The 12467-nt window shown below is 37.3% G+C and carries 11 protein-coding genes and 1 tRNA gene; 4 read left to right on the forward strand and 8 right to left on the reverse strand.

The window, feature by feature from the left end; all coding sequences use genetic code 11:
• Positions 1-95 precede the first annotated feature (95 nt).
• Positions 96-497 carry a DUF1801 domain-containing protein gene (locus AB4865_RS01600; RefSeq protein ID WP_372473992.1) on the forward strand — a complete coding sequence of 134 codons (402 nt, stop codon included), beginning with the start codon at positions 96-98 and terminating at the stop codon, positions 495-497.
• 97 nt (positions 498-594) lie between these two features.
• Here the strand turns inward: AB4865_RS01600 and AB4865_RS01605 are convergent, their stop codons facing one another.
• The 4 genes from AB4865_RS01605 to AB4865_RS01620 all read right to left on the reverse strand — a co-directional run bounded on the left by AB4865_RS01605 (position 595) and on the right by AB4865_RS01620 (position 4896).
• Positions 595-2496: a prolyl oligopeptidase family serine peptidase gene (locus AB4865_RS01605; protein WP_372473993.1), complete on the reverse strand. Its 1902-nt coding sequence runs from the start codon at positions 2494-2496 to the stop codon at positions 595-597.
• A gap of 119 nt (positions 2497-2615) precedes the next feature.
• Positions 2616-4133, reverse strand: a complete 1518-nt coding sequence (gpmI, locus tag AB4865_RS01610) for a 2,3-bisphosphoglycerate-independent phosphoglycerate mutase (RefSeq protein ID WP_372473994.1) — start codon at positions 4131-4133, stop codon at positions 2616-2618.
• 148 nt (positions 4134-4281) lie between these two features.
• Entirely contained in the window at positions 4282-4659 is a 378-nt protein-coding gene (locus AB4865_RS01615; RefSeq protein WP_372473995.1) for a GEVED domain-containing protein, read from the reverse strand.
• A gap of 63 nt (positions 4660-4722) precedes the next feature.
• Complete coding sequence (locus AB4865_RS01620) at positions 4723-4896, reverse strand: hypothetical protein (protein WP_372473996.1); 174 nt, start codon at positions 4894-4896, stop codon at positions 4723-4725.
• Between the two features lie 391 nt (positions 4897-5287).
• Here AB4865_RS01620 and panD point away from each other — a divergent pair, with 391 nt between their 5' ends.
• Together panD and AB4865_RS01630 are read left to right on the forward strand one after the other, a co-directional pair.
• The gene (panD, locus tag AB4865_RS01625) at positions 5288-5641 is read left to right on the forward strand and encodes an aspartate 1-decarboxylase (protein WP_372473997.1); all 354 of its coding nucleotides are present in this window, start codon (positions 5288-5290) and stop codon (positions 5639-5641) included.
• Positions 5638-6579 (forward strand): YbhN family protein, encoded by a 942-nt coding sequence (locus tag AB4865_RS01630; RefSeq protein WP_372473998.1) that lies wholly within the window; start codon positions 5638-5640, stop codon positions 6577-6579. Before panD ends, AB4865_RS01630 begins: the two co-directional genes overlap by 4 nt.
• A 112-nt stretch (positions 6580-6691) precedes the next feature.
• On the opposite strand, the gene pnuC is transcribed toward AB4865_RS01630, so the two are convergent.
• Together pnuC and AB4865_RS01640 are read right to left on the reverse strand one after the other, a co-directional pair.
• On the reverse strand, positions 6692-7276 hold the full coding sequence (pnuC, locus tag AB4865_RS01635; RefSeq protein ID WP_372473999.1) for a nicotinamide riboside transporter PnuC: 585 nt from the start codon (positions 7274-7276) through the stop codon (positions 6692-6694).
• 256 nt (positions 7277-7532) lie between these two features.
• Positions 7533-9596 carry a S9 family peptidase gene (locus tag AB4865_RS01640; protein ID WP_372474000.1) on the reverse strand — a complete coding sequence of 688 codons (2064 nt, stop codon included), beginning with the start codon at positions 9594-9596 and terminating at the stop codon, positions 7533-7535.
• Between the two features lie 277 nt (positions 9597-9873).
• Here AB4865_RS01640 and AB4865_RS01645 point away from each other — a divergent pair.
• Positions 9874-9944, forward strand: a tRNA-Trp gene (locus tag AB4865_RS01645).
• 545 nt (positions 9945-10489) lie between these two features.
• Here the strand turns inward: AB4865_RS01645 and AB4865_RS01650 are convergent.
• Positions 10490-11395 (reverse strand): OmpA family protein, encoded by a 906-nt coding sequence (locus AB4865_RS01650; protein ID WP_372473978.1) that lies wholly within the window; start codon positions 11393-11395, stop codon positions 10490-10492.
• On the reverse strand, positions 11368-12456 hold the full coding sequence (locus tag AB4865_RS01655; RefSeq protein WP_372473979.1) for a hypothetical protein: 1089 nt from the start codon (positions 12454-12456) through the stop codon (positions 11368-11370). Before AB4865_RS01655 ends, AB4865_RS01650 begins: the two co-directional genes overlap by 28 nt.
• Between the last annotated feature and the right edge of the window lie 11 nt (positions 12457-12467).

Here is a 12467-nt window from a genome sequence, read left to right on the forward strand (position 1 = left end):
TTCTTAAATACTTCATTATTTTCGTCTAACACTCAATTCAATTTAAAAATTTATCTCTTAGTTGTTTATATTTCATTTTTCTCTACCTTTTCTGTATGAAAATTGAAGTGACTATCATCAAAGGATATATCGCTCAACTACCTAAAGGCAGACAAGTGTCGATTGAAAAATTACGAAGCATTCTAAAAAACAACCTACTCAATGACTTTGTTGAACAACTGAGCGATGGAATGATTGGCTATGTGGTTCCTCATTCTATCTATCCAAAAAAATATCATTGTACGCCTGAGTTGCCGTTGCCTCTTATCAATATTGCTTTTCAGAAAAATTTTATCGCCTTATACCATATGGGAGTTTATGCAGACTCTAAACTATTGGAATGGTTTACCAACGAATATCCTAAACATTGCAAAACTAAATTGAATATGCGAAAAAGTTGCATCCGTTTCAAAAAAAATGAAAAATATCCCCTACCTCCTCATCACCGAACTATCTAAAAAAATGACTGTAGAACAATGGATTGAACTATAGGAAAGCAATTATGTAAAATAAAAAATTTCCTAAAAGATTCTGATTTCTTTTAGGAAATTTTGCTTATAATGTCTCTTTTAACCAACGGAAAAACTCTCCTTGCCAGATGTGTGCATTTTGAGCTTGCAGCACCCAGTGGTTTTCGTGAGGGAAATACAAAAATCTCGATTTGATTCCTCGCAATTGTGCGGCTTGAAAAGCCTCTTGCCCTTGTCCAATTGGCACACGATAATCTTCTCCTCCATGGATTACCAAAATAGGCGTGTTCCATTTATCCACCATTTTTTGTGGGTTGAATTTGCTATAAGTTTTCATTGCAGCGGCGTTGTTTTTTTCCCAATAGGCCCCTCCTGCATCAAAATTTGTAAAGAACACTTCTTCTGTAGTTCCGTACATCGACTCTAAATTGAATACTCCACAGTGTGAAATAAATGTCTTGAAACGATTGTTGTGGATTCCCGCCAAATAATACACCGAATATCCTCCGTACGACGCTCCTATTGCACCCAGACGGTCTTTGTCCACATACGATTCTTTGGCTACTTCGTCAATAGCTGTCAAATAATCGTCCATTACTTGTCCGCCCCAATCCAATGAAATTGCCTCATTCCACTCTACTCCAAATCCTGGCATTCCACGGCGATTAGGTGCTACTACCACATATCCTTCTGCCGCCATCAATTGAAAATTCCAACGGAATGAATAAAACTGTGACAATGCCGACTGTGGCCCTCCTTGACAATACAACAAAGTTGGATATTTTTTTGACGCATCATAGTTTGGTGGCAAAATCACATATACCAACATTTGTTTTCCGTCGGTAGTAGTTACATATTTGCGTTCAACTTTGCTCTTTGCAATGTTTTTGTAAATGGTATCGTTGGCTCTCGAAATGCGGTTCCATCTTTTCTTTTTCAAATCGTAGGCATACACCTCATTTGCTGTGTTGAAATCTGTACGAGTTACCACTATTCTATCTTTGGCAAATCCTACCAAACCTGTAATGTCAAAATTGCCTTTGGTCAATTGTTTTACAGCAGTTGAATTACCATCTACTGGGTTAAATCCTATTTCAAACAACTGTACTGTACCATCAATCGGAGCGGTAAAATAGATTTTCTTTCCATCTTTTGCCCAGATATAACTATTAACCGTTCCGTCCCACAAAGCGGTCAGATTTTTATCTACATCATTGATACGAACAATCAAATCATTTTTATCAGCTTCGTATCCATCGCGTTTCATTTGCAACCAAGTCAAATGTCCGTTTGGCGAAAACAAAGGATGTGTATCGTATCCCAAATTGTATTCGGTAAGATTTTGAGTTTCTTTGGTTTGAATGTTATACGCATACAAATCTGTATTGGTACTCAAGGCATAATCTGTACCTGTCAACTTTTTCGAAACATAAATAATCTGCGTACCATCTGGCGACCAAGTATAATCTTCATTTCCTCCAAATGTTTTTTGAGGTGAATGAAACGGTTGGTCTTTTAAAATATCGGTTTTTTCGCCCGATTCTTTATCAGTAACTACAATGTGATTGAAAGTACCGTCGGTGTATGTATCCCAATGTCTGTAATCCAAACCATCGAAAATATAGGCTTCGGACTTGGTCATTTCGGGATAATAATCCTTTCCTAAAACTTTTTCAACTTTTACTGTTTCTACGGCGATTTCGTGAGTACCTTTAGGAGAAACATTTTTGCTTTTCAACTCTTTTGGATATTCGTCCAATTGTTTGAATTTTTCCCCATCTACACTCGTCATCCAATAAGTGCTGGTATAGGTCAATTCCTGCACATTGGGTGTAGAAACTTTGTAATACACATATCGTTCGTCATCCGAAACACCCAAGGCACTCACTCGCCCCAATTTCCACAGTGTTTCTTTGGTCATTACTTGTTGCTGAGCTTGTACTGAAAGCGTCAGTAGTAATGCTGAAATTCCTATTATTTTTTTCATTTGTATTGTTTTTTTCTCCCTGTTTTTAGCCACAAATTACACTAATTTACACTGGTTGTTTTTATTACACAAATTAGCTACTCTACCTATAATAATACCTAATACCCAACACTCATAAATCACTCCACCAACGCCTTGCCAGTCATTTCTACCGGTTGAGCCACACCCATCAAATGTAAAATCGTCGGTGCTACATCTCCCAAAATTCCGTCTGACACTTTGTGTGACATTTTGTCCACCACAATCATCGGTACTGGGTTGGTTGTGTGTGCGGTATTTGGCGTACCGTCTGGATTGATCATCGTTTCGCAGTTTCCGTGGTCGGCGATAATCAACAAGGTATAATCATTTTCCAATGCCACAGGTACGATTTCGCTTACACAAGTATCCACTGTTTCACAGGCTTTGATAGCTGCTTGTAAATCGCCTGTATGTCCTACCATGTCTCCGTTGGCAAAATTTAAACATACAAAATCCGCAGATTGTGCTTTCAATTCAGTAATCAAAGCGTTTTTCAAATCGTAAGCACTCATTTCGGGTTTCAAATCATAAGTAGCCACTTTTGGAGACGGACACAAAATGCGTTTTTCGCCCAAAAACTCTTCTTCTCTACCTCCTGAGAAAAAGAAAGTTACATGCGGATATTTTTCTGTTTCCGCCATGCGAATTTGCCTTTTACCTGCATTTGCCAAAACTTCTCCCAAAGTATTTTGAATATTTCCTTTGTCGTAAATCACTTCAATTCCCTTGAAATTATCGTCATAATTGGTCATCGTTACATATTTCAAAGGCAATTTGTTCATACCAAATTCTGGTAAATCGATTTGTGAAAGCACTTCTGTCAATTGGCGTCCTCTATCGGTGCGGAAGTTGAAGAAAATCACCACATCGTCTGGAGCAATGGTCGCTGGGCGTTCGTCATTGGCAACAATAGAAATCGGCAACACAAACTCATCGGTAACACCTGCCGTATATGAAGCCTCCATAGCTTGAACTCCATTTGCAAACGGCTCACCTACTCCTTTTACCAACAAATCATAGGCTTTTTGTACGCGTTCCCAGCGTTTGTCCCTATCCATTGCGTAATATCTACCAACGATAGAAGCTAATTTTGCCGAAGTATTTTGAAGTTTTTTCTCTAAATTTCCAATGTGAATTACCCCCGATTTCGGATCTACATCGCGTCCGTCTGTAAATGCGTGAACAAATACTTGGTCTAAACCGTGTTTTTCGGTTTCGTCTATCAAGGCAAACAAATGGTCTATATGCGAATGCACTCCACCGTCTGAAACCAATCCCAACAAATGTACTTTTTTATTGTGTTCTTTGGCAAATGTCAAAGCATCTTTCAATACCTTTTCTTCGCCAAAAGTTCCCAATTTTACCGCACGATTGATTTTTTCAAGGTCTTGATATACGATACGCCCAGCACCGATATTCATGTGTCCCACTTCAGAATTTCCCATTTGACCTTCAGGAAGTCCCACATGCAATCCATCAGTACGCAACTGAGCGTGAGGATAGTCTTTATACAACTGATCGATATACGGAGTATTTGCCAAATCTACCGCCGAAACTTTCGGGTCGGGTGCATGTCCCCAACCGTCTAAAATCATGAGAATAACTTTTTTATTCATTTGAAAAAAGGATAGTGCTAAAATTAAAGATACAAAGTTAAACTTTTTGTGATAGAAAACCTCTTTCTACTATCCAATCAATTGGAAAAATCTCAAAAAAACAAAAGGTTGCTCAAAATAGAACAACCTTTTGAATAAAAAATATACATTATTTTTTGATAAATTTCAAAGTAGATGATTCGTTGTTTACAGCATCTATTTTGATTAAATAAGAAGATGTATTACCATTCCATCCCAAAGTAAACGTCGTATCTGTACGTTCTTGCATACTGAATGTATTTGGTGAAATACAATTCGGTGCAGCAAGTAATGTAAAAGTATAATCTTGTGCCTCACCGTACCCTCCTTCATTATCACATGGCTGTGGTGCACCTACATATTGTGTAGCTATTCGCAATCTATAGGTTCCTGCTGAGGTATCCGCAGGAATCAAAATATGATCATCAGAGTCTGATAAAGAAATTCCAGAAAAAGCATTTGCAATAATCTCTGTCTCTTCAAATTCTCCATCATTATTAAAGCCCACCCAAATTCTTATAAATTGATTTGAATAACCCGATGTTGTAGAGAATGTATAAGGAAATCCTGCCTACAATGTGATGGTCTGTGGGGTAAAATCTCCATAAGCACCATCAAAACACCCATCACTATCATGAGTAAAATTGGCTGATGGAATTGAAAAAACACCAATATAATCTTCAGTACACCCCAATTCAAAAGATGATGTACAATACGTCTGTGCAGTAGCTCCTACATTACTCAAAAGAGTTATCAAACCAATGGCTAAAATAGTTTTTAATTGAAAACTGATTGTAATCTTTTATCCATATTCAATATTATTTAAAGTTTTGTAAAAATATAGTTTTATTTAATACCAAAAAAATTAGAATAATTTATTTTTTAAACATAAAAATTAAATATTTTTAAATACTAATGTTAAAAGCTATTTTTTTTCAAAAAATTAAAACAACTCCAACAAGCCAAACAAAAAACACAATTAATCATCAATAACTACTTAAAAATGTTAATTTTAATATTTTCCCCTTCAATCTGTTCAAAGTATCCCTAACCTCAAAATCTTTGGAACAAAAATTGAATCCGAAGAAAAAACGAAAACAATCGTTTATATGGATATTTTTTAATAAATTTGCCGCATGCAAATAGAAGTTTTAAAATCAAAAATCCACCGCGTTAAAGTAACAGGTGCTGATTTAAATTATATTGGTAGCATCACAATTGATGCCGATTTGTTGGAAGCAGCAAATATGATAGAAGGTGAAAAGGTTTCTATTGTAAACGTAAACAATGGCGAACGATTCGAAACCTATATCATCAAAGGTACAAAAGGCAGTGGCGAAATCACACTAAACGGACCAGCCGCTCGTAGAGTACAAAAAGACGACATCATCATCGTGATTTCGTACGCTTTGATGGATTTTGAAGAAGCCAAAACGTTTAAACCATGGGTGATTTTCCCTAACGAAAACAACAATTCTTTAAAGCAATGAAATCTTTAAAAAAAATAACTTTTACAATACTCCCACTACTCTTGGGAGTATTTTTAATTTATAAAAGTTTTGATTTATTGACTGCTGAGCAATTTGAAAAAGTAAAACTCCACTTCAAAAACGCTCACTATCAATACATCCTACTTTCATTACTCTTTATGAAGCTCAGCCAGGCTTCCAGAGCCATTCGCTGGTCCTACGCAATCCAACACTTGGGATACAAAACCAATTTTATAGCCAACTTTATCGCTATTTCCATAGGGTATATGGTCAATCTCACCATCCCTCGTTCGGGCGAAATCTCACGAGCTCTAATTCTAAAAAAACACAAAAACATCCCCTTTGACAAAGCCTTTGGTACTATAGTAGCCGAACGCATCGTAGATTTCATCCTACTGGCTACTCTATGTTTCACCGGATTGCTGCTCAACTACAAACTACTGTATCAATTTGCTTTACAGTTTATCAACATACGACAACTCTCTCTTTTACTAACAATTACAGCAATTATCGGTATAACAATACTTTACTTTTTATTAAAAACCAAAAAAGTCAGAAAATTCTTTAATGGCTTTATCGAAGGATTATACAGCATACTAAAAATGAAAAAGAGAATGCCTTTCATCCTGCATTCTCTCTTTATATGGGTAGCATTTATACTCTCCTTTTATTTTGGCACATTGGCTATCGACGGCACCTCTCAGCTATCAGCAAATGCTATTTTAGCATCCTTTATCACAGGGAGCATTGTCATCAGCTTTACCAACGGAGGCATCGGAGCCTTTCCTCTACTCATCGGACAGATTTTACTATCATATCACATCCCCCTCGAAGACGGAACCGCCTTTGGATGGTTGCTTTGGAGTTCTCAAACCTTACTTGTCATCCTATTAGGAGCCATATCATTGCTATACCTCAGTATATTTTCAAAAAAATAATATTCATTTGGGCGTGCCCCTTTGGGTCGGGTGTTCGACAGTCGCTTTTTGCTACTCAGCTATCGCTTCGTAGCAAAAGAGCTCCAACAATGCCTCACCCCCTCACGCAAGTTTATGCCAGTTGTTCGCTTTCTCTTTCCCCTTGCATGATTTTCAACCATTTAAAATAACCCATAATTCCTACTACCAACAAAAACACATACAAAAACGCATATCCGTTCAATTCTTTGTAGTACATCAGCGGAATGTTGATAAGGTTACTTACGCTGAGCAAGAGCCAGTTTTCCACTTTTCGCTTTGCCAAAAGCCACATACCGCCCCAAGCAAAACAACTCGAAAACGAATCCCAAAACGGCACATCGGTATCCGTAAAATTGGCTAATAAATAATAGCCCAATCCAAAACTCAACAACACTATAGCCAAAGTGATTTTCCATTCGATTGCCGTAGTTTTTGACAAGCCTACTTCTCTCTGTTCGATACCATAACACCAATACACCCAACCATATACACTCATAATTAGGTAGTACACATTGATAGAAAACTCTGCATACAATTTAGATAAAAACATCACATACAGCATAATCAATATGCCAATGATTCCAAATAAATAATGTATAGTTTTGTTGAAAAAAGCAAATGTAACCTGCAAAATGCTAAACAGCACTCCTATGATTTGAATTTCATCTAATTTCATTTGTTTAATTTGAATTGATTTTTATTTGTTTCACGCTGATGAGAACAGATTTTTTTTCTTTTATGAAATCAGATTTTCACAGATGTTTTTTTGATAAATCAAAAAAACAAAATCTACGATAATCTGCTTTAAACCGTAGGTTTAATCATTTTAAAGTACTGTTTATTAAAAAAACTGTGCTTATCTGTGTTATACACCCCACTCTTCGAGCACCCCTCTTTTTAGAAGGGAAATGCGAGAGAAAACAATCCACAAATTATCTTACTTTCCCAGCCAAATGCAACAAAAAGCTGTACTCTTTTGCTACTTCTCTCAACGCCTCAAATCGGTCAGACGACGAGCCGTGTCCAGTATCCATATTGGTATCTAAATACAACTGATTGTTGTTGGTACGCAAACTGCGGATTTTCGCTACCCACTTCGCAGGTTCCCAATACTGCACCTGCGAATCGTGAAATCCTGTAGAAACATACAAATGCGGATAATCCTGAGCTACCACATTGTCGTAAGGCGAATAGGATTTCATATAGTCGTAATACTGCTTGTCATTTGGATTTCCCCATTCATCATATTCTCCTGTGGTCAAAGGAATGGTATCGTCGAGCATCGTTGTTACCACATCTACAAACGGCACTTGTGCAATTACTCCGTGGTATAACTCAGGACGCATATTGATGACCGATCCCATCAGCAATCCACCAGCACTTCCGCCCTCGGCATACAAATGATTAGGCGAAGTATATTTTTCGTTGATTAAATATTCCGAACAAGCAATAAAATCGGTAAATGTATTGCGTTTTTGGAGCAATTTCCCCATTTCATACCATTGTCTTCCCAAATCTTCTCCTCCGCGAATGTGTGCAATAGCAAATACAAATCCTCTGTCCAACAAAGACAATCTCGTACTTGAAAAATACGGCTCCATCGAAGCTCCGTATGAACCATAACCGTACAACAACACAGGATTTTCCCCATTGAGTTGAAGACCTTTTTTATAGACCAACGATATCGGAATTTTCACTCCATCTTCCGCAATAGCCCAAACTCGTTTTTCTTCGTAATTTTCAACTGAAAAATCACCCAATACTTCCTGCACTTTTTTCACTGTTCTTTCCTTTGTAACCATATCAAAATCGATTACAGAAGCAGGAGTAGCCATCGATTGATAGGCATATCTGAGCGTTGTAGTATCAAAATCGATATTGGTTGTGGTATATGCAGTGTAAGTTTCGCTGTCAAACGGCAAATAATACCCATCGCCTTCCCATGGTTTAATCCAAATTTGATTCAAACCATTGGTTCTTTCCGAAACTACCAAAAACTTATCGAAAATATCAATTCCCTCAATCAAAGTTTCCTTTCTATGAGGAATAAATTCTTTCCAAAAACTCGCCGCTGTTTCGTTTTCGGCTGTAGTCATAATTTTGAAATTTTCCGCTTTATCTTTGTTTGTAACAATAAAAAATTGATTGCCATAATGTGAAATCGAATATTCCAATCCTTTGGTACGCTTTTGAAATATTCTAAAATCCCCAGTAGGATTGTCTGCTTCCAAAATTTGATATTCCGTTGTTAGCGTACTTTCGCTACCGATGATTAAATATTTTTTTGATTTTGAGCGATAAATAAAAGTTCCAAAAGTGTCGTCTTTTTCCTCAAAAACCAATACATCGTGTTTGGCATCAATACCAACCGTGTGTCTAAAAATCTGAAAAGGTCTTAGTGTTTGTTTGTCTTTTCGAGAATAAAAAAGTGATTTCCCATCTGCTGCCCAAGTACTTCCACCAGTAGTATTGGTGATTTCGGTATCGAGCAATTCGCCTGTTTGCAAATCCTTTACTTTGATGGTATATTCTCTACGCGAAACGGTATCCACACCAAAGGCACAATAGCGGTTGTCGTCGGAAATATTAATGCCCGTCAATTTGAAATAAGCATAACCTTTTGCCAATTCGTTACAGTCAAACAAAATTTCTTCAGGAGCATTGAGCGAACCTTTTTTACGAGCATAAATCGGATAGCCTTTTCCTGTTTCAAAACGCGTAATGTACCAGTAACCGTTGTAAAAATACGGTACCGACTCGTCATCTTCTTTGATACGAGCTTTTATTTCTTGGAAAAGCGTTTCTTGAAAATCTTTGGTATGAGCAGTTTGTTGTTTGTAATACGCATTTTCCTCTTCAAGGTAAGCGATTACCTCAGGATTTTCGCGTTGATTCAACCAATAGTAATTATCTACTCGCAAATCTCCATGATGATGCATTTCAAACGGAATTTGCTTTGCTTTTGGCTCGTTCTGAGCGATTATATTATTAGTCATTATTGAAAAAATTAATATGGAAATACAAAAAGTTTTTACAATTTGTTTCATTTCTGTTAAAAAACTTAAAATGCAAAGATACTAATTTATTGCAAATTGAAATGTTTTTATATTCTAAGCCTTCTCCTGCCTCCTAAGGAAGGAGTGCCGTTAGGTGGGGTAAGTTCATTAACAAAAGATTATTTTGTAATAATAATATTTGTAAATAGTCGCTAAAAAACAAAAAAAACAACTTGTTTATTAATAATTATTCACTACTTTTGCAGTCGTAAAATTTACGGGTGTAGTTCAAGGGTAGAATAGCGGTCTCCAAAACCGTTGATGGGGGTTCGAATCCCTCCACCCGTGCAACAAAAAAGAGTATCTGATTAGGCACTCTTTTTTTATTTTAGTTCATATTGCACAACGGGTAAATCTAATCGTTAACTAAAGTATCGGAGTTAATCTATTTCTTTAATTTTCAAGTTGTTTAAGTTATGTATTAAAAACATAATTTACTGATTTATTATATATTTTATGAAATCACATTTGATGTTGTTCGACTCTCCTAGTCGTATTTTGAGTGGTCTATTCTTGCCCCAAAGTTTACTCTAAGGGTCACACATAGTTTGACACTTCGTGTCGCTTCCCGAACGATATCAAAGTTCCGCAAAGCAACTCGAGAGAGTTGAACCATACATAAACCAAGGCGTCAGCTTTGGGAAAATAACACAGCTATCTAAATCCCGTACGGAGTAAGGCACAAAGATAAGATTATGTCCGAAACTTTAATCTTTAACTCCCAATAAAAGTAGTAAGATAGTAATCTAAAATAATCTTTATACCATTATCTTTAATATAACAAAACCCCCCTCGTATGAGGGGGTTTTTCTTTATCACATATTGTATGATGATTACATACTAATGATGATGAACTCTGATCTACGGTTTGCTTGGTGTTCTTCTTCCGTACATGGTACACCGTCCGAACATCTGTTAGTCAACTCGTATTCTCCATATCCTTTGGCTGTCAAACGTGATGGAGCAATCCCTTTGCTAATCAACCACTCTCGTGTCGATTTCGCTCTTCGGTCTGATAATCGCTCGTTGTATTTAAACGAAGCTCTACTATCCGTATGCGAACGGATATCGATAACCATCGTCGGATATTCCTCCATTACTGCCAATACTTTTGCCAACTCTAACGCTGCGTCAGGACGAATAAAGTGCTTGTCTAAGTCAAAGTATATCGGATTTAAGTTCAACACCTTAAACAAATCGTCCCCTTCCTTGAACGGTATCTTTACTGGCTCTAACTCGATCACTACCTTCGTCTCGCCGCTCTTTGCTGGTAAATACGCTACTGTCTCTGCAGCATTGTAACCCGCTTTCTCTGCTTTTACTCGGTAGCTCTCTTTACACCCAAAGTCCTTCTCAAATCTATACGCACCATAGTTGTAAGTCGCTCCTCTCTTTTCTACATTGTAAACCAAATCGTACAATGTCAATGAAGCATCCTTGATCTCTTCTTTGGTATTTCTATCTACTACCACTACAGTCAAGTTTTGTAAACAATCTAATTGTAATGGGCGTACTTCTAAGAAACTATAAATGTCATCATTCCCTTTTCCTCCCTCGCGGTTAGATGACACAAATCCTTGTTTGGTTTGATAATCGATGTAATAAGCAAAATCATCTGCGTTGGTGTTGATCGGTGCTCCTAAGTTTTGAACCTCTCCAAAGCTTCTGTCTGCATACGTTTTTACGCCAAATACATCCAATCCTCCCAAACCTACACGACCGTCTGTTGAAAAGTACAACTCGTCATTGCTGGTGATAAATGGAAAGGTATCTCTAAACTCTGTATTGATCGCCGGCCTAAATTCTCAGGCCCTCCAAACGTTCCATTGTCGTGAATCGATACTCTCCACAAATCCGATCCTCCATATCCTCCTGGACGATCCGAAGCAAAGTACAACAACTTCTCATCATTGCTCAACGCTGGGTGTGCCGTGTTGAATTCGTTGCTGTTGAATGGCAATTCCTCAACTTCTTTCCATTGTCCGTCCACCAATTTTGCTCGGTAAATTTTCAACAATGTACTCTTCTCTCCGTCGTATTTTCTAACGCCATCAATGATATTGTTGCGTGTAAAATACATCGTTTGTCCGTCTTTGGTAATTACTCCTGTTGACTCGTTTAAGATACTTTTTACCTCTCCCTTGATGCGTTTTACTGCTGGCTTGTTGTCATTTCTTGTCTCCAAGTCGTGACGATACAAACTTGTAAAGGTCGCATCTGTCCACGTATGTACTTTCTTTGATAAACTTCCTGTATCACGTGCACTGGTAAAGTACAACTGATTGTCATAAACATAACTTCCGTAGTCTGCATAAGGCGTATTGATTGACAAGTTTTCCAATCCTTGGTAACGGTTTGAGTTGGCTTTGATTTGATCTCGCAACTCTCGCTCCGATGCTCTGAATTTGGCTACTTGCTTCTCACTCCCTACTTTTTGTACAAAGATATCGTAGTATTTCTTTGACAAAGCATTCTCTCCTATATGCTCCAAGGTTTGTGCATAGCGGTAGTAATACTCCTCTGAAATCCCTTCTGATCCGTACTCTGCAAACAACTGACCATAGTATTTATTTGCTTCGGCATACAAAGCATTAAAATAATATGAATTCCCTAATTTCTCCAAAAGATCTTGACTCGAGTAACCTCTCTTCAATACTTTCTCGTAAATCTTTGCCGACTCAATGTATGCCCATCGGTCATACTCTTTGTTCGACTTCTTTAATCCTGACTGAGCGTTTCCTTCTACGCTTCCTATCAAAAATAAGCTCGCTAAGGATAGTACTATTTTCTTTCTGTCCATAATCTGTATTT

The organism is Capnocytophaga sp. ARDL2, assembly GCF_041530365.1.
Classification (GTDB): Bacteria; Bacteroidota; Bacteroidia; order Flavobacteriales; family Flavobacteriaceae; genus Flavobacterium.

Excerpts from the sequence above, each read along its gene's own strand:
- AB4865_RS01630 (WP_372473998.1), top strand. The coding sequence starts at position 5,638 with ATGAAATCTTTAAAAAAAATAACTTTTACAATACTCCCACTACTCTTG.
- gpmI (WP_372473994.1), bottom strand. The coding sequence starts at position 4,133 with ATGAATAAAAAAGTTATTCTCATGATTTTAGACGGTTGGGGACATGCA.
- pnuC (WP_372473999.1), bottom strand. The coding sequence starts at position 7,276 with ATGAAATTAGATGAAATTCAAATCATAGGAGTGCTGTTTAGCATTTTG.
- AB4865_RS01655 (WP_372473979.1), bottom strand. The coding sequence starts at position 12,456 with ATGGACAGAAAGAAAATAGTACTATCCTTAGCGAGCTTATTTTTGATA.
- AB4865_RS01605 (WP_372473993.1), bottom strand. The coding sequence starts at position 2,496 with ATGAAAAAAATAATAGGAATTTCAGCATTACTACTGACGCTTTCAGTA.
- panD (WP_372473997.1), top strand. The coding sequence starts at position 5,288 with ATGCAAATAGAAGTTTTAAAATCAAAAATCCACCGCGTTAAAGTAACA.
- AB4865_RS01640 (WP_372474000.1), bottom strand. The coding sequence starts at position 9,596 with ATGACTAATAATATAATCGCTCAGAACGAGCCAAAAGCAAAGCAAATT.
- AB4865_RS01600 (WP_372473992.1), top strand. The coding sequence starts at position 96 with ATGAAAATTGAAGTGACTATCATCAAAGGATATATCGCTCAACTACCT.